We start from the raw sequence: 16,351 nt of genomic DNA on the forward strand, positions 1-16,351 counted from the left end.
CACCAAAGCGCATTCCCCTGCTACCCCGTTCCGAATTCGCGGAGCTCTCGCTCCACGAGAAGAACGCGTATCTGCAGGATGTAGCGCGCCAGATCCAGAGTTTGGACGGAGAGGCTCCCGAAGACTGCCGCTCCCTCGACAAAGAGTCGCTCAGTCGGTTGCGCCGGTATTACGCCCGACGCACCATCTCAGAACTGAAGCTGGAAGAAGTTCAGTCGCCGGGGATCCGACAGGCGCTCCAGCGCATGTCGGACGCAATTCGCGCCGAAGAGATCTGCATTCTCACGCGACACGAGATCCCAACCAAGGCCGATACAGGGCGATCCAAGCACGACCCTGCGATCATGCGGGATCCTCCGGTGGAAAACCCGCAGATGGAGTTCTTCGTCCCGCAGGTGCATGACGCGCCGATCAAGGACGAATTCTCTCTGCTCGATATCGCGCCCTTCACGTTGTCGAAATCGTCGACCGCCGGCGTCATCACCTACGAGCTCAAGGACGCCATCATTCGCATCGAGGGCGGTGCTCAGGTCGGTCTCGCCACTGCGTGGGACTACGACATCGTCATCAACATGATCTCGTACCTCGCCGATGCGATGCGGCAGTACCATATCGACGAGCGCAAAGGGCTTCGCCCGTCCTTGCCTCCGCGCGTCTACCGCCCGGCCGCCTCCGACATCCTGCGCTTCTGCCGCCGCGAGCTCGGTGGCAAGCAGTACATCGATCTGGAAAAGGCGCTCGACCGCCTCCAGGCGACGCGTATCAAGATCACCAGCCTGACGAAGGACGCCAAGGGATCGCGCCGCGACACCGAAGCGACACCGATGATCGGCCGCTACCGCGTCGTCTCCAGAACCAATCAGGACCGCATCGACCTGGTTGAGATCGAGATCCCCGACTTCGTCTATAATGGCGTCGTCCGTCCGGACGGCAAGCCGACCATTCTGACCCTCAATCCCGACTACTTCCTCATCACCCGGCCGATCGCGCGCTTCGTCTATCGTCTCGCCCGCAAAGCTGCAGGTGAAACCGAAGCCCGCTATTCTCTCTCCGAACTGCGCAAGCGCTCCGGCTCGAAGCTGCCGACCTCGAAGTTCAGAACTGCGATCGAAGAGATTGTCGCCGCGTCGAAGCTGGAGGCGTTCCCGGACTACGATCTGGAGATCGAGGAAGGTCGCAAGGAGAAGCTTCTCCACATGCGATGCCGGCCTACCGCCCGGCAGGAGCGTAGGATCGCCTTGACCGCCTGATCTCCGCAAGCCCGGTCGTTTAGGGCCGAGCAAGGCGATCCGGTGAGCTTGCCGGAACAAGGAATCGAACGTAGCTTCTTTCACATGCTGCGCCAGCAGGCCTATCGCTTCCGAATTTATCCCAGCCAGGATCAGGCGGGTCTTTTCCGACGGTCGGATGCTGCCGGATGGTCTACAACCTGTGCCTCGATCAAAAGACCCTGGAGTTCCATCGGAGCGCGCCGCGGCGGTTGAGTTACGCGGATCAGTGCGATGGACTAACCGAGCTGAAGCGCGAGGCGGAATGGCTGAGGAATGTGCCTCATCACCCGCTGCAGCAGGCGATCCGGGATCTGCATCGCGCCTTCACGAACTTCTTCGAGGGGCGGAGCCGCTATCCCACGTTCCGACGTAAGGGCGAAAACGAGTCCTTCCGCTATCCCGACCCAAAGCAGATCAAGCTCAAAGAGCGGCGCATCTTCCTGCCAAAGGCCGGCTGGGTGGAGCTCGTCCAGCATCGCCCGGTCGAGGGAGCGATCAAGAATGTCACGGTGTCGATAGTCGCCGGCGACTGGTTCGTCTCGATCCAGGTCGAGCAGGAGATGCAGAAGGCAGCCCCGAACCTTGGTCCGGCCGTCGGCGTCGACCTGGGCATAGATCAGCCGGTCACTCTCTCGGACGGGACTGTCTTCCAGCTGCCGCGCGTCTCGCCGCATGAGCGCCGGCGGCTCGCAGCAGCTCAGAAGAGTGTCGCCCGCCGGCGGAAGGGCTCCAGGAACCGCGCCAAGGCGCTGAGGCGCGTCGCGCGCCTGCAGGCGAGGTTCGCCAGACGAAGGAGGGATGCAGCTCACAAGGCCACGACGATTATCGCCAAGAACCACGGCACGATCGTCGTCGAGGACTTGAAAGTCTGGAACATGACGGCTTCCGCACGAGGCACTGTCGAGGAGCCTGGGTCAAGGACCCGGCAGAAGGCGGGGTTGAACCGGTCCCTTCTCGATATTGCGCCGGGCATGATCCGCTCGATGCTCGCCTACAAGGCGCCTTGGTACGGATCGAGGCTGGTCGCCGTCGATCCGGCCTACACCTCGCAGGAGTGCTCCTCCTGCCGCACGGTCGATGCAAAGAGCCGCATCAGCCGCTCGCAGTTCGTCTGCACGAATTGCGGCCTCATCGAGAATGCCGATGTCAACGCAGCCAGGTCGATCCTGGCGCGCGGGCTCGCATCAACCGGAGGACATCCGGGGGTGGCCTGTGGATCGAGCCGCGCTGGTGGCCGGAAACAGGAAATCAGGCCTGCGAAGGCACGAAGCTCGGTCCTTCAGGGCCGAGAGTAGTCACCGCCTGAGAACTTGTGCCTTTCAGGTACGCGCGGAAATCCTGCGGGATCACCTGCCAGGAATCCATCAATGCCGCACCCTCATCCGCTCGCCCTGGGAACCCATCTCCGCTTCAGCCGCCCCGTGATGGATGAGGGAGACTTCGGCGAGCGATATGCGCCGGCTGGAGCAGTTGGGGAGATCGTTGGCATCGATCCCGATGATGAGCACCGGTTCCGGTACCGCATCCAGTACCTTCCCAGCGGCATCCTCAACATCGACCTGGCCGGCGAGCTGGACCAGCACGGCACCGTTCTCCCGAGCCGATCCCCGGAGATCCCTTCAGCGAGCGCCAGGGAGCTCGCCAAAGCCGTCCTGGATGTCTTCTACGACTCGCAGGTGAATGAGGACGATGAGGTCGTCGACGTCGATCAGGAGGCGCTGTCTCGGCTGGAACGCGCCGCGAGCAATGCAGACCCTCACTCGCGCCCCGCAGTGAGCGCCATCCTGTCGGCGGACCGGACCGCTGTTCCCTTCGCGCTTCTCAACGATCTTGCGGCCGCAGCCGGTGTCGCCGATCGCCTCGCCCCCTCGACGCCGGGTCTCGTGCCGTGACCGAGCTCTCCGATCAGCAGTCGGCGATTTTGCTGGGCACTCGGGCGGCCGATGCCGCCGGCCGACCCCTGGTGCTCTGGCACGGGACACGACACGCTTTCGATCGCTTTGCATCCACCTCCGACCTGGGCTTCCATTTCGGATCCCGCCGACAGGCTCAGCGCCGGCTGCAGACATTGAACGTGGCCGAGATCAAGGCGGCGCCCGGTCCGGATCGGCTGATCCCAGTGGCGCTGAAAATTGCCAACCCCGTGTTTCTTCCCGACGATCCTCGTGCCTGGACCGGCGACTATCTGATCGGAGCCCTGCGTCGCTTCTTGCCGGCCGGCATCCAAGCCGAGATCCGCAAGCTTCTGCCGCGGGAGTTCTACGAGCGTCGAGCCATCCTTGACCTGTTCCGTCAGGGCCTCAAGGAGACCGGGCACGATGGCATCGTGTATCGCAACAGCTACGAGAGCTCGGCACGCTCGGTCTCCTGGAGCTGGCTGGCTCTCACCCCTGAGGACATCGTCATGCTTCCGCCGTGCACGGACGCCGCGGTTGTCGATTGGCCCGCTGGTGTCGTCAATGGGCCTGGTTTCGACGCCGACGCCGAGCTTGCTCGTGTCGGGGGCATTCGAACCCAGGCAGGGAAGCTGAAGCTGTCTTCTGACCGGCGGGCGGTTCTGGAAGCCGCCGCGGACGCGCTCGGCAAATCACTCCCTGGTGAGGTGCAGCTGATCGGCGACAAGGATCACGCCGAAGCGCGCTTCACGCACGCCGGTCGCCTCGTTCAGATCGAAGTCATGGGACGGATCGGGCGGCTGCGCGCCACCGTCGGCGCCTATCAGCAGGCTGAGATCGCCGAGCTCGGTCTGGTCTGGGGCACCCCCTCGTTCGACGAGTGGCGCCGCGCCGACACTTTCCTGGCATCGCTATCCGGCGCTCACTCGGACGACCGCGTGCGGACCGATCGCGACCACCACGGGATCTACCTGTCGTGGCAGCCTGGTCAGCCTCTCAAAGACTTCGTGAGAGAGTTCACGGAGCTGCTTAGCGTGTCCCTCGCCGCGTTGCCGCCTCCACCGGCACCAGGGCACGCCGCGCCCGCGCCGACCCTCTGAAACGCTTCCCTCGCAATTCACGGATCTCCCAATGACGAACTCGAATTGGCCCAGCTTCGAAACTGCGGACCTTGGCGACAGCGAGGCCGACGAAGTCGAGTTCACGCGCCGCTGGGAGGCCTATCGCGATGGCATGCAGGCGCTGATCGATAGCGGAACCGTACATCGAGACCAGGACGACTGGTGGGTCGATACCGCCACGGGAACCCTGATCGGGCCTGACCCAGAGCTCGTCCGAGCGCGATCTGCCGAAGAGCTTTCATCCTTCGGGCCTTGACTGACGCGGCTCGCATCCGACCCGCGAGGCTCGGATTTTTGGCAATAGCCGAAAGAGTGATGTACGGCGATTTTGGCAGACCCAATTAGATCTCCAGGTCGGCTTCCATCGCGTTGCTCAGCACCCCGTGGACGAGTTCGATGGTGTCGTCGACGGATCGCAGTGACTTCATATCCAGCCGCGCGAGCTGCCTGAACACCTCGTCGGCAAGGCTGCTGGACCCATGGACATTCAGCAGGAAGCTCGTCGTCGCCAGGGAGAGCGGAGAACCACTGCCGATCAGGGTACTGGCGACCGCATAGGAGACGCCACGGATCAGCGCCAGAAAGTCGTTGAAATCCTCTCCCTCGGAGCCGTCACGCGATGCGAGCGCGGCGCCCATCGCATAATCAGCAAGCATCTCACCTAGAGCGGCCTCCAGATTTGCCGGCGTCCAAGGGACGTCCGGAACCGTTACGATCCGGGATCGCTGCCCTCGACCAGGCTTCTCCTCGAGGCACCCAATGACGTGCCGGCGTTCAGCCGCGGGCATCCGCGCATCGACGATGATCTCTGAGATCACAGGCGAGCCCTGCAACGCCGTCGAGAAATAGGCCTGTTTGAAGGGCACCAATGAGAAGCGATCGTCGGGGAACGTCTTTGCGATGAGGTCGATGAAAGCGCGGGACTTGGACCTCGGTCGCGCCGGCGCCTTGCCTTCCCAAATGATCCCGCTGCCGGCCTCCATCATGCCGATCAGCGTAGCGGTGCCGAGATCACCGATCATTGATTTCCCGAGCGAGCTCGGGAGACCGGGCGCCTTCTTCGTCGACAGTGTCGAGTAGACGACCACCTCACCAGAGCGGTTGCTCTTGAAGACGATGAAGGGCAGGCGGGTCGGCTTGCCTGCGATTTCACCTGCGGTCAGCCAGCGGCCTTTCACGAAGGTCGTCGAGCTTGGATCCAGATCGAGCGCGTTCCAGCCCTCTCCTTCGACATCGCCGAGATCGTCAAGCCGCTCCTCAAGATCGAGGGGGAGGGAGACGATTTTCGGGAGAGCGTGAACGGCGAGTGGCGACATACCGTCATCGATAACGACCTTCGGCACGATATAATCGATGTCGAGGGATTCCAGCATGTTCTCGCCCGGGCAGAGGGCGGCGAAGGCCCGAACATCGACCTCAATCTCTTCGACGTACCCCTCGATCTCGTCGAGCAGCGCTTCATCGGCGTGAATTGTCAGGCGGAGCCTGCGCGGGACGCCGGTCGGACGCAGGAAGGCGTTCCGAGCGAGCTTTTTGGCGAACTCCGCCATGTGCTCAGCCATGTGGGCGATGAAATCCGGATCGTCGTGATCACCCCAAACCTGGTCGCATTCCAGCGAGAGATTGACCGCGTCCCAACTCTCATGGGTTTCGAATTCGAGCGAGAGCCTCTGGGCGTAGACCGCGATCGGATACGATCCGGCCCCTTCTCCCGACAACGAGGCGACGGCGATGTGATAGCTGCCGTCCTCCGTTGCCATCAACGCGCACGGGTTGCCATGACGCCATCCCGAGAGCGACCGGAGCTCGCCGAGCTCATCGTCGTTTGTCGCAACCCAGCTGCGGCAGCAATTCTCTTCGTCGATGTAGCCGAAGCGGGGGCTTCCTTCCGAGGTGATCGGGGACAGCCACTGCGTGGGAAGCGTCGTCTGCTGATGAAGGGCCTGCTGGCGCAGCTCTTCTGCCTGTCCTTGCGCGTCTCCTCCCCAATTGATCTCGTCGATGGTGACGAAGGGACCGGCTTGAGGGCCAAAGGAGCTGGCACCTTCGATGACCAGTCGCAGCACATCCCGCACCGCCTGCGCGAGCGTGGGTTCGAGGTCGGCCTTGGTGACGATATGGTGCTCCATAACCGCCGAGGCAGGTATCCCCTCTCCGATGACGTGCTTCCAGAGTTCGAGGACCGGGCTGACGCCGACAGCGAAGGCGAAGAGCGCGCGCAGTTCGGGCTGCACCCCATCTTCATCTTCGTCCTCGACTTCGATTTCCCCGAAGCCGCCCACCACCTGATAATCGCAGCGTGCGTGAACGAGCATACCCCGCTTGTCGAAGATCATCTCAAGGCGAGGAACGATCAGCATCGCCCATTGAGGGATATCGCTGTCGGTGTCAGACAGAACGATGCCGGCCTGCCCTTCATGGGCGCGGAGGGCCTCGATGAAATCGAGGACATCCTCTTGCTCGACGACCTCGTCCTCGAAATCGAGGCTTGCGACCACCTCAAAGCGGGCGATGTGCTCATCTCCGACCGTCGAGACGAAATTATCGATCGTCCCAGCGAACTCCTTCATGATCCCGACCAGCTGGTGGCCGTGGGATCCGGGAGCAAAGCTGTGGCGAACGGCAATTTCAACGGACATCAGACCTCCATTTCGGCAACGGCCGAAAGAACCAAGTGCATATTCCTTACCAATATGACCCGAGATCCATGAAGGGTTTCGTCCGGCCGTCCACGCAATTCTATCGAAGCGCAGGCTTTTCGCTCCTGCCTTTTCCCAGCCCTAATGTGGCTGGCGAGGGCTTCGAGCGCAGTCCAGATCGCTCGCCCGCATCACCTAGGGACATCCTGTTAGGGAACCAGGTGCGGGAAGCCTTCGATAATCATGGAATTACTGAGTGCGTCCCATTTGAGCTTTCAAAAGGTTAACAAAATATAAATGAACCAGAGCTGTTCGAGCTCGTTTTAGAGAATCCGTTTCTCCAGTTTTTCTCTTAGGTTTTAGGCTCTGTTGACTGGGATTCAGAGCGGGATGTCAGTCTCTTAGCGAAACGCCTCCGGATCGAAATACGGCGTTGCCGGATTGAAGTACGGCGCCGTCAGATCGAAGTACGGCGCCGCCCGGATTGAAGTACGGGCTTTTGGCAAACGTGAATGGGTCGGCGTGAAGGCCCATCGCAGCCGCTTGGAGCGACTCGGTCAGCTCCGAGACTCGATTTTGGCAATCGGAACGGGAGTGATCCACGGTATTTTTGACAGTCGCCGATTCTCGACCCCGTCCCGATTCGTTCGACCGAGCCTCGGACGGCTTTTTGGCAATGCCTCCTGGGCATCAAGTACGGTATTTTTGGCAATGTCCCTGGCCCGCCAAAGAGGCCGCATCCCAGCGCCAGAGTCCACTTTTCCGACGAATTGCCGTCGTTGAGCGGCCGAGGACATGATGCAGAGTCGGATTACCCGATCCGGCGGAGGCTCAGCTATCAAGGGAGTGTTCCACGGAATTTTTGACAGTGGCTTTGGGGACGATTTTGCGCCTTCCCATGGCGGCAATGACCCATTTTGGGGTCGGATGCGCCAGGTCACTCCCGGCGAACGACTCCAAATTCGGCCCGATGTACGGTATTTTTGGCAGCGGCGTCCTCGACCCCTTAAATTTGGCTCGCGCTTGAACCTGCGACACCTCGCACCGGAGCCAAATGCTCTCCCAACCACGGGCGCTCCGACGGCCGCATAGGGAGTGATGTACGGTTTGTCACACCCACTCTCTCTTTCTCGAATTCGTGCGTAAATCTCTGTTTTGAAGCGATTTTCTTAGCCGTCCGCGCCTTTTTGGCGCACGCTTTTGGCAATACCGGCCCGCGCTCCTCCTCAGGATTTTGGCAATTGCGGGGGAGTGAAATACGGATTTTTTGACGGCTCCCTTCACCCGCATCCCCGTCGATACCGTTCTCGTCAACCTCGAGGCAGGTGTGTCCGAAGAAGCCATCATAAAGGCCTACCCGACCTTGCCAAAGAACGCGGTGGCAGCTGCGAGGCGATGGGAACGCGAACTCAACCTCGCCGGTGGATCGGGCAAGAGCGATCCTTGATGCGCGCGTGATCCAGATGGATCATCCGTGATCCGGATTTGAAGGATCGCCCGTGCAGCTGCCTGATTGGATTGAGAAGGACGCGCATTTCAGCTCACCCCAGCACCGGGTTTGGCTGCGCCGGCGCCTCGGTGGGTTGTTCAGCAGCGGCCGACCGCTGGTGATGATCCTCCACAATCCGTCGACCGCGGGAGCGGATTCCGACGACCCAACCTCCCGGCGCGGGATCGGCTTCGCCAACACACTCGGCTACAGCGAGCTTGTCTTCGTGAACGCGGCGACCGGCGTGGCGACCGATGCCGACGATCTGGCCTCGATGGATGACCCGATCGGCCCGATGGCCGATGAGGCGCTGAGCGTCGCAGCCGAATTCTGCAGGCAGCAGGGCGGCGTTCTCGTTGCGGCTTGGGGGAGCGCAAAAGGCCGCGCGAAAACACGTCTCCTCATGGAGGAGCGCTTCGCGCATATCCGGCGATTGGGTCTCCCGCTTCACGCACTACGCTTGACGGCGAAGGGCGCGCCGGAGCACCCATTGTACCTGCCTTCCCACCTCGTCCCTTTCCCTTGGAATCCGGAATGACCAAGCCGTTGTTCGAAGGCGGCCGTGACGATGCCGACCGCTTCCTCGCCGGCCAGCGCGGCCTTTACTACGTCTACCTGCTCTGTCGCCCCGACGGACAGATTTTCTACGTCGGGAAAGGCACCAAGCGGCGTGCTCTGGAACACGAAGCTGAGGCTCGAAGGCCGCACACTGTCGGTCTCCAGAATCCGTTCAAAACGAACGTCATCCGCAAGATTCTTAGGCAGGGCGGATCGGTTACCTACCGTATCGACTCCGTCTACACGGAGGCGGAGCAGCTACGCTGCCTCCAACGCGAAGCCGAGCTGATCGGCTTGCACAAGCGGCTCCACGAAGGCGGCATTCTGACCAATCTGGCCGGCGGTGTCGGAAATCTCGCCGGCGCCGCGCCTTTCAGTCTAGAGCGGCACGCCGCCACTCTGTCCGGAGAGCCCGAGGACAATCCCGAGCGCCTGGTGCTGAACCGGTTCGCTCAGAGCGTGGGTGTCGTCAAAAGCGTCTACATCAAGCCTTCGAGCCAGCTCCTCGTTCGGAAGACCCATCCACACAGCCAGCCGCGATCGCCCAGTCCCCGGTGCGCCTACGCGCTGGTGGCCGCGGCGGCGGCCAACGGGGTGATGCTGACGCCTGGCGCAAAGATCCCGCGTTCGTTCCGCTTCCAGGACGTCGACGGCGTCATCGAGAACGGTGTGGCCTCCGACCTAGTTAAAGCCGACATGGCGGAGCTAATCCCTGCGGCGGACCCTCGTGACGAGGCATTCCGGCTGAACGAGCGACAGGCCAAGGCTCTCGTGAGCCTATACGGTCGCGAAAAGCTCGTCGCACTCGGCCTCCTGTAGTTGGACCAGCCGGCGCAGGCGCGCCGGCTGGCTTCTCGTCAACGATCCGGCTGGAAGCCGAGAAGTGCGGTCTTCGCGGCGGCATGTGCCGCCACTTGATCCGGCCACGCTCGTTCGAAAGCGCGCTCGCACGCATCGAAGATCTGTGCAGCAACCCGCCCGCCAGCTGGACCGGTCAGGAAGCGATCTTCGAATTCGAGCCAAGCATCACGCTTTCGATCCGCGGCGGCTTCTTCCGTAGCTCTTACCTTCTCCGCCGCCGCGATACCCGCCCTGAAGCCCTCGGCGAAGGCTCCAGGGGCATCCAGACGTCTCACGCGACCGCAGGCCGCCGAGCAGGCTCGACAGGCGCCACAGGCCTTGAGAGCTGCGGAGGAGGCCTGCGCCCCCTCCGCCAGCACACCGGGCGCCATCATGGCTCGATCCTCTTGAGGATCGCCTTGCCGCGGCGGTCGATCTGTTTCCACTTCGCCTTGAAGGAGTCAGTTTCGACGCCTCCAAAAAGAGCGCTATTGGCATGCACCTCGCTCAGGCCAGCAAGGATCAGAGCGATGGCCTGAGGGCGCTTCGCAAAGGCCTCGACTCCCGCATCCTTGAGGAGATGGATCGCCATATCGAGTCCCATCAATTCGGCCACCTCGGGGTCGCCCCCGATCTCTAGCCAGATGTCTCGACTCGCCTCAGCATGCCCGGGAAACCGGACACGGCCCTCTTCGTCGACCGTTCTCGTCGCCGTTTTTCCGATATCGTGGTACCGGAGATAGGTCCTGACCATCTCATCAGGCAGGAGCCGCTTGAGGATGATTGGATCATAAATCCAATCCGGCATCCGCCATTCGCTAATGAGCGGCACCCCGTCCCTGATGTGGGAGACGAGCTCAAGGTAACGAGCCTCGACCATTTCACCGTGAGCCAAAACGGATAGGCCCACCATCTGCTCGGTGTCCCGCATTTTCTGGATCAGGGAGGCGCACGGAACGGTCTGGTACTGCAACTGGTTCATGTTCATCTCCCTTCAAACGACCTGAAAGCGCTTCATCAGCGGACGCAGCTCTGCCTTCGTCCCGATGCAACCGAGTGCTGTCGGGATAGGAGATCCGTCGAAGAACGGCGGCAGGACGTGATCGCGGTCGATGATGAGAGCGTGCGGGACACCGGCTTCCTCGCATTCGCGCTTTGCGCGTTCGAGTGCTGCCAGGTTCTTCGCTTTGAGGGTGACTTTCGAACCACCAGCGCCTTCCCGCCGATAGCGGAGCGCGAGTTCGGGGTCCTGGTCGTATGCGGCCCACAGCGCGTCGGTGTAGGCGTGGCCGGCTTGGGAGCTCAGCTTCCCGGGCGGCATCTGGAGATCTGCGCGAACCAGCGCGTAGATGTAGAGCTTGTCGTCATTTTCCGTCTTCTCGACGGTGCGGCCGACCCGCGGCAGGTCAATGCGAGATCATGGTCATGGAAAACTCCTTTGGGTTGACGGTGCACCGCAAGGGATTCGAACCCTTGCAACCAAGTTCATTAGGCTTGGTGCTCTGAACCGCTAAGCTAGCGGTGCTTCCGTCCTTCCAAGCTGGAGCCTGGTGATCGAAGAATCAAGGGTGAGATTTCACGAAACGGTGGAGGAGCGTTAACGCGATCCTTTCAGCCCTCCCGGTTGTCGATTGCCTGCATCGAGACGATAGTCACCTCAGAACGAATCCGCGGAGACAACGCACCATGAAGACGATCCTGGAAACGGGGGCCGGGCGCTGGCACGAACTGGAAACCGAAGCAGACGGCTTCGAGGTCCAGACCGCCGGAGAGACCGCGATCGGAGTCTTCTTCCAGCGAGAACTCCAGGATCGCGGCGCCAACGAGGCCCGTGCAAGCAAGCCTGTCCGGTTTTTCGCGCTGGAGCAGCTCCTCAGCGAAGAGACCGCGTTCCCCGTCATGATCGGCGCGGACGCTCACGGCAACACGCCCTTGTTTCGGGGGTTCGAGAACACCCTCATCACCGGATACCAGAACCGCAATCCGTTCCCCGCCTTTGCCGAGGAAATCGAGGCTCTATCTACCGAGATCGGGATTCCCCTGACGCCTGACCACTACCCGTACCGGTCCCAGGAGAAAGAGCCGCTCGAACGCGGGGCCGCAGCCGAGAGCGTATCGGCTGCCCAGCGGCTCGCGACGGCAATCGAGACAATCCGCGATCGCTTGCTGGCGGAGGGCGTCGAGAGCGTGCAGGCGATCAATGCCGGGCGCTGTGCCTGCGTCGTCAGCGACGTCGCTGAGGAACTGGGTGGACTTGGCGATTTCTATGCGCTCGGCATGTCGGAAATGGGCATCGAGCAGCTCATGCTCCACTCCGACGATGAACCCTGCGGCTTCGACCGAGCTCTGATCGCTGAGCACTGGCCGAACATCCAGCCTCCGGACGGCATGGACTGGGACGACTTGGATGCGGTCGCGACGTTCTGCAATTTCGATGCGGGCACCCATGAATGGATCGTGTTCGACGGGAAGCACCACGATGCTGAAGCCCCAACCGGCGTTTCGAATCTTTGGTCCCTTCCTTTCTTCCGGCGTTGCATCGACGACTGGCAGGCTTCGCTTGCCCCGACGCCGGTCTAGCCGCGCAGCTGCCGGAAGCCGTACCAGGGCATGAGTGCGATCGCGTCCTGATACGGCTTGAACATGGCGCCGAAGCGCACGGCGCCCGCGCGGCCTCGGAAGCCGATAAACTCGCCGGCGATTGCGAATTCGAGATCCGCGCCGCGAGCCAGAAACACCTCACCGGGACGCCCGGCGTCGATGTGCCTAACCGAGCGGATGGCCTGGTCGAGTTGAACCGGCGTATCGCTCGCATCGACAGCGAGTTGCACCACACCACCGCTCAAAATGATCCGGAACGTGCGGCCGGCGCCGTTCGGCTTGGTGAGAGCTGCGCGCCACCCTGATCCCGCACGCGCAATGCGGACGTCGACTCCCGTAAAACAGGGAAGCCCATCGGGCTCGATTCGCGCGGGGTCGACGTGATGCATGGCGCCGCAAGTGTGCGGCGCAACAGAAGACCTTACAAGGTCTGGCGGGTCATTCCTTAGGGCGAAAGCGTCGGACCTGGGGCATCTTCATCCGCAGGAAGAGGAGGCGGATCGCCTTCGATGCCTTTGTCCTTTCGCAGCTTCCGCGCGAGCTTGCCCGCCTTGGCGAGCGCATCTCCCCGGTTGGTCGCGGATTGCCGCTTCTCAGGGTGCCAGACACCATCGGTGACCTCTCCACCACCGAGGACCTCGTATGTTCCGGAACGAGCACCCATCGCGGGTTTCGTCCACTCGGCGACCACGCGAACCGCGGGGTCGCTCCAGATGACAAGGCTGCCCATGACCAACTCCTGTTCGTTCCGCACTTTCAGCCGGACGGAGGCGAGGCACAAGGCCAACCGCCAGCCTGGAGGAGCCAGACTGGCGGCCGAGGGGATCAGACCGCCTTCTCGATGCGTGTCAGCCCACGCATATATGGCACCAGAACCGCAGGCACTGTGACCGATCCGTCGGCGTTCTGGTAATTCTCCATCACGGCGATCAGCGCGCGCCCGACCGCCGTGCCCGAGCCGTTGAGCGTATGGACGAAGCGGGGCACGCCGCCCTCTGCAGGACGAAACCGCGCATTCATCCGTCGAGCCTGGAAGTCGCCGCAGACCGAGCAAGAAGAGACCTCTCGGTATGCCTTCTGACCCGGCAGCCAGACCTCTATGTCCCACGTCTTCTGGGAAGAAAAGCCCATGTCGCCGGCGCAAAGCGTCATCACCCGATAGTGCAGATCGAGCTTCTTTAGCACCGTCTCGGCGGCCGCGAGCATGCGCTCGTGCTCTTCCCGGGACTTCTCCGGCGCCGTGATGGACACCAGCTCGACCTTCTCGAACTGGTGCTGACGCAGCATGCCGCGGACGTCTCGGCCGGCAGATCCGGCTTCCGCCCTGAAACACGGCGTCAGCGCAGTGTATCGGAGCGGCAGCTCTTCCTCATCAAGGACCGCCTCCCTGACGAGATTGGTCAGCGGCACCTCCGCGGTCGGAACAAGCCAGTGCTCCTCGCCAGCCCGGAACTGGTCATCCCGAAACTTCGGCAGCTGGGCCGTCCCGAACATCGCACCGTCGCGCACGAGCAGCGGTGGATTGACCTCGGTGTAGCCGTGCTCCTCGGTGTGGGTGTCGAGCATGAACTGACCGAGCGCCCGGGACAGCCGCGCGATTTGCGCCTGCAGCACCACGAAGCGAGATCCCGAGAGTTTGGCGGCTGCCTCGAAATCCATCTGGCCGAGCGCCTCGCCAAGCTCGAAGTGCTGCTTCGGCTCTGCGACATCGACAAGAAGCCCGCGTTCTTCCGGCTTCACGCCATGAACGTGAAGCACGACATTGCCGTGCTCGTCATCACCCTCGGGGACGTCTTCGAGCGGCATGTTCGGGATCGCCGTGAGCTTCTCATCGAGCGCTTCCTTCGCGGCCTTTTCCTGCGCTTCCAACGCCGGCTGCTGCTTCTTGAGCTCAGCAACCTCCGCCTTGAGCTTGTCGGCCAGCTCGACATCGTTCGCTGCCATTGCCCTGCCGATCTCCTCGGAAAGGGCGTTCCGGCGCTCTCGGGAATGCTCAGCTTGGCCAATCGAGGAGCGGCGAGCATCATCGAGTTCAAGCAGCGAGGACGACAGCGGCGCCAGGCCCCGTCGCATCAAGCTCCTGTCGAACGCGTAAGCGTTCGCGCGAATCCATCGAATATCGTACATGGCTCGACCACTAACTCGCTGCGGAATGCAGCTCGACCGGTCTAGGTCGCACCATTTGCAGATGCAAACGTCGGGCGTCCGCGATCCACCAAGATCTCGGTCTCAATCCGGCCCTCCGACTGGCTTCAGGAAGGATCAGTTAACGCGTCCACGCGGGTTAATGGCTCTGACCCTCGTGGCGAGCCAGACCTGACGCCTCAGGTTCCCAATCGTGGGCTGAAGACTACCACGCGAATTCGACCTATTCACCCTCTCCGGCAAGAACGCCGGCCTGCGATTGTTTGTTAGCGTTCCGCGAGTCAGAATAGCGTCGTGTTACGTGCGATCCTCACCGCTGCAATGGTTGCCATCGGAGCCTCTCAAGGCGCCGCGCAGGCTCCTGACTTTTCGGCAGCTCTGGATCCGAAAACTCGCGACTTCGTCAACTCGAACCATCCCGCCGCGCGCGCCGCCCGGTGCGTCGGCGAACTCGCTCACGAAGCCTATACTCAGCAGGATCTGTCTCTGCGGAAGAGGGCGGAAGAGCGGATGGCGAAGGTGTCAAAAGCGCTCCCCAGCATCGCCAAGGCGACGAATGTGCCACTAAACACGATGGCGGGGGCTATGGCGCTGGCGATGCTCCCAATGGGAGCCTCTTCGATTATGCCGGGAGCGCCGCGTGTGGCGCGCGAAGTCAGCGCAGCCTGTGTCGCGATCGCAGAGGACCCGGCGGCGTATATAGAGGCGATCCGCGAGGAACCTTAGACCCGACCGCCCTGGATGATCTGGAAGCGGCCGAGCGGCGCCGGCCGGGCCTGCTGAGCGCCGGCCGAGAACTCGGCGAAGTCGAGCAAGCGGGCGGGAGCGTCCCCGACGAACTCGGGCGAGATCGCCGACAGGCGCTGCGCGAAACCGAGGAGCCAGGCGGCCGGCTGAGCGAGCTCGCGAGCTTCGTTGGCGATCATCTTCGACTTGGTGTTCATGACAGGCACCCCTGCTGGGAAGCTTCGATACCCTGTCTTAGCGAACCGCGATGAAAGTCACGCCATGCCAGCAAACCCCCGTCCACGCTTTTTCGCCATGCGGTTTTGTGCCTTTCGAATCTGCCAGCCAGGGTGATGCCTGAAGGAGACTGCCCAATGCGTGACCCCATTCGCTATGAGATCGGTGACCAGGTCGTGATCACCGCCGAAAGCTTCGCTCGAATTCGAAACGACAACCGTAATCGAACAGCGGGGCGCTCGTGGACGGCAGACGGCGTAGTCGAAAATGCAGAGGCCATCCTCGCCGCGGGTGCAATTGGTGTGGTCACGCATGTCTTCCCGCCCGGCTACAGCACCAGTGTCCTCTTTGACAACGATCTCCACATGCATATGCGCGAGGACTTCATCGAACCTGCGTCGATCGAGCCACGCCCGGCCGCAGAACGCCTTTCAGAGCTCAGCGCTGAGATCGTGAAGGCGACCTCCCTCGGCAAGAATCCGGACCTGCGCGTTCTCTCGCTGATCGTTGCCGCGACGCGCGATCTGCAGAAGGAGCCGCGCCCCGAGGTTCTGATCGAGGTCTCCGACGGCATCGCGACGGTCGCAGCCGTGAGCGGATCCGTGACGGTCTCAATCGGCGATCTCGATGCCCAGGAGTTTCCTGATGATATCGACGACACGCTCGCCGGCGACGAATACACCGGCTCGGTAACCGAACTTGAAGCCGCGAAGGCGAAGTTCCGTGAGGAGCTCGAAGCGCGCACGGGTGGTCCAACTCCCTGACGAGTGACGCAACGAGAGATCCGTGGACGGGCAGCTAGTAAGGATTGAATTGCCCGTCCTGTCAC

General features: G+C 62.3%; 19 protein-coding genes, 1 tRNA gene and 1 pseudogene. 12 read left to right on the plus strand and 9 right to left on the minus strand.

The features are described from left to right. Positions 1-359: 359 nt before the first annotated feature. The 6 genes and pseudogenes from ACODTJ_RS21045 to ACODTJ_RS21070 all read left to right on the plus strand — a co-directional run bounded on the left by ACODTJ_RS21045 (position 360) and on the right by ACODTJ_RS21070 (position 4,543). A complete protein-coding gene (locus ACODTJ_RS21045; protein WP_488849819.1) occupies positions 360-1,250 on the plus strand; it encodes a replication initiator protein A in 891 nt (296 codons plus the stop codon). An 84-nt stretch (positions 1,251-1,334) separates the two neighbouring features. Beyond that, complete coding sequence (locus tag ACODTJ_RS21050) at positions 1,335-1,484, plus strand: helix-turn-helix domain-containing protein (RefSeq protein ID WP_488850013.1); 150 nt, start codon at positions 1,335-1,337, stop codon at positions 1,482-1,484. Continuing rightward, a pseudogene (locus ACODTJ_RS21055) lies at positions 1,415-2,566 on the plus strand (RNA-guided endonuclease InsQ/TnpB family protein); the annotation flags it as partial. The gene ACODTJ_RS21050 and the pseudogene ACODTJ_RS21055, both read left to right, overlap by 70 nt. Before the next feature lie 72 nt (positions 2,567-2,638). After that, positions 2,639-3,163, plus strand: a complete 525-nt coding sequence (locus tag ACODTJ_RS21060) for a hypothetical protein (RefSeq protein WP_488849821.1) — start codon at positions 2,639-2,641, stop codon at positions 3,161-3,163. Continuing rightward, positions 3,160-4,266 (plus strand): hypothetical protein, encoded by a 1,107-nt coding sequence (locus tag ACODTJ_RS21065; RefSeq protein ID WP_488849824.1) that lies wholly within the window; start codon positions 3,160-3,162, stop codon positions 4,264-4,266. Before ACODTJ_RS21060 ends, ACODTJ_RS21065 begins: the two co-directional genes overlap by 4 nt. 31 nt (positions 4,267-4,297) lie before the next feature. Next, entirely contained in the window at positions 4,298-4,543 is a 246-nt protein-coding gene (locus tag ACODTJ_RS21070; RefSeq protein WP_488849826.1) for a hypothetical protein, read from the plus strand. A gap of 85 nt (positions 4,544-4,628) precedes the next feature. Here ACODTJ_RS21070 and ACODTJ_RS21075 read toward each other — a convergent pair whose 3' ends face one another. Beyond that, positions 4,629-6,926 carry a hypothetical protein gene (locus tag ACODTJ_RS21075; protein WP_488849828.1) on the minus strand — a complete coding sequence of 766 codons (2,298 nt, stop codon included), beginning with the start codon at positions 6,924-6,926 and terminating at the stop codon, positions 4,629-4,631. Between the two features lie 1,267 nt (positions 6,927-8,193). Between ACODTJ_RS21075 and ACODTJ_RS21080 the strand changes: the two genes are divergently transcribed. From ACODTJ_RS21080 to ACODTJ_RS21090, 3 genes are read left to right on the plus strand one after another with little or no spacing between them, the layout of a single operon-like run. After that, complete coding sequence (locus ACODTJ_RS21080) at positions 8,194-8,373, plus strand: DUF433 domain-containing protein (protein WP_488849830.1); 180 nt, start codon at positions 8,194-8,196, stop codon at positions 8,371-8,373. A 52-nt stretch (positions 8,374-8,425) separates the two neighbouring features. Next, positions 8,426-8,953, plus strand: coding sequence for a DUF1643 domain-containing protein (locus ACODTJ_RS21085; protein ID WP_488849832.1), 528 nt, complete (start codon positions 8,426-8,428; stop codon positions 8,951-8,953). Beyond that, on the plus strand, positions 8,950-9,792 hold the full coding sequence (locus ACODTJ_RS21090) for a GIY-YIG nuclease family protein (RefSeq protein WP_488849834.1): 843 nt from the start codon (positions 8,950-8,952) through the stop codon (positions 9,790-9,792). Before ACODTJ_RS21085 ends, ACODTJ_RS21090 begins: the two co-directional genes overlap by 4 nt. A gap of 38 nt (positions 9,793-9,830) precedes the next feature. Here the strand turns inward: ACODTJ_RS21090 and ACODTJ_RS21095 are convergent, their stop codons facing one another. The 4 genes from ACODTJ_RS21095 to ACODTJ_RS21110 all read right to left on the minus strand — a co-directional run bounded on the left by ACODTJ_RS21095 (position 9,831) and on the right by ACODTJ_RS21110 (position 11,338). Beyond that, on the minus strand, positions 9,831-10,208 hold the full coding sequence (locus ACODTJ_RS21095) for a hypothetical protein (RefSeq protein ID WP_488849836.1): 378 nt from the start codon (positions 10,206-10,208) through the stop codon (positions 9,831-9,833). Beyond that, the gene (locus ACODTJ_RS21100; protein WP_488849838.1) at positions 10,205-10,795 is read right to left on the minus strand and encodes an HD domain-containing protein; all 591 of its coding nucleotides are present in this window, start codon (positions 10,793-10,795) and stop codon (positions 10,205-10,207) included. The genes ACODTJ_RS21095 and ACODTJ_RS21100 overlap by 4 nt, the downstream gene beginning before the upstream one ends. 12 nt (positions 10,796-10,807) lie before the next feature. Beyond that, entirely contained in the window at positions 10,808-11,224 is a 417-nt protein-coding gene (locus ACODTJ_RS21105; protein ID WP_488850015.1) for an aminoacyl-tRNA hydrolase, read from the minus strand. Between the two features lie 39 nt (positions 11,225-11,263). Then, a tRNA-Ile gene (locus tag ACODTJ_RS21110) sits at positions 11,264-11,338 on the minus strand. A 161-nt stretch (positions 11,339-11,499) separates the two neighbouring features. Here ACODTJ_RS21110 and ACODTJ_RS21115 point away from each other — a divergent pair. Continuing rightward, positions 11,500-12,393, plus strand: a complete 894-nt coding sequence (locus ACODTJ_RS21115) for a hypothetical protein (protein ID WP_488849840.1) — start codon at positions 11,500-11,502, stop codon at positions 12,391-12,393. Here ACODTJ_RS21115 and ACODTJ_RS21120 read toward each other — a convergent pair. The 3 genes from ACODTJ_RS21120 to serS all read right to left on the minus strand — a co-directional run bounded on the left by ACODTJ_RS21120 (position 12,390) and on the right by serS (position 14,541). Continuing rightward, the gene (locus ACODTJ_RS21120) at positions 12,390-12,803 is read right to left on the minus strand and encodes a hypothetical protein (protein WP_488849842.1); all 414 of its coding nucleotides are present in this window, start codon (positions 12,801-12,803) and stop codon (positions 12,390-12,392) included. The genes ACODTJ_RS21115 and ACODTJ_RS21120 overlap by 4 nt on opposite strands. Before the next feature lie 56 nt (positions 12,804-12,859). After that, the gene (locus ACODTJ_RS21125) at positions 12,860-13,144 is read right to left on the minus strand and encodes a hypothetical protein (protein ID WP_488849844.1); all 285 of its coding nucleotides are present in this window, start codon (positions 13,142-13,144) and stop codon (positions 12,860-12,862) included. A gap of 95 nt (positions 13,145-13,239) precedes the next feature. After that, complete coding sequence (gene serS / locus ACODTJ_RS21130; RefSeq protein ID WP_488849846.1) at positions 13,240-14,541, minus strand: serine--tRNA ligase; 1,302 nt, start codon at positions 14,539-14,541, stop codon at positions 13,240-13,242. Between the two features lie 312 nt (positions 14,542-14,853). Here serS and ACODTJ_RS21135 point away from each other — a divergent pair, with 312 nt between their 5' ends. Next, a complete protein-coding gene (locus tag ACODTJ_RS21135) occupies positions 14,854-15,285 on the plus strand; it encodes a hypothetical protein (RefSeq protein WP_488849848.1) in 432 nt (143 codons plus the stop codon). On the opposite strand, the gene ACODTJ_RS21140 is transcribed toward ACODTJ_RS21135, so the two are convergent. After that, entirely contained in the window at positions 15,282-15,503 is a 222-nt protein-coding gene (locus ACODTJ_RS21140) for a hypothetical protein (protein ID WP_488849850.1), read from the minus strand. The genes ACODTJ_RS21135 and ACODTJ_RS21140 overlap by 4 nt on opposite strands. Positions 15,504-15,659: 156 nt before the next feature. Between ACODTJ_RS21140 and ACODTJ_RS21145 the strand changes: the two genes are divergently transcribed. Further along, positions 15,660-16,286 (plus strand): hypothetical protein, encoded by a 627-nt coding sequence (locus ACODTJ_RS21145; protein WP_488849852.1) that lies wholly within the window; start codon positions 15,660-15,662, stop codon positions 16,284-16,286. Positions 16,287-16,351 lie beyond the last annotated feature (65 nt).

Source organism: Allobosea sp. FG18 (assembly GCF_057809495.1).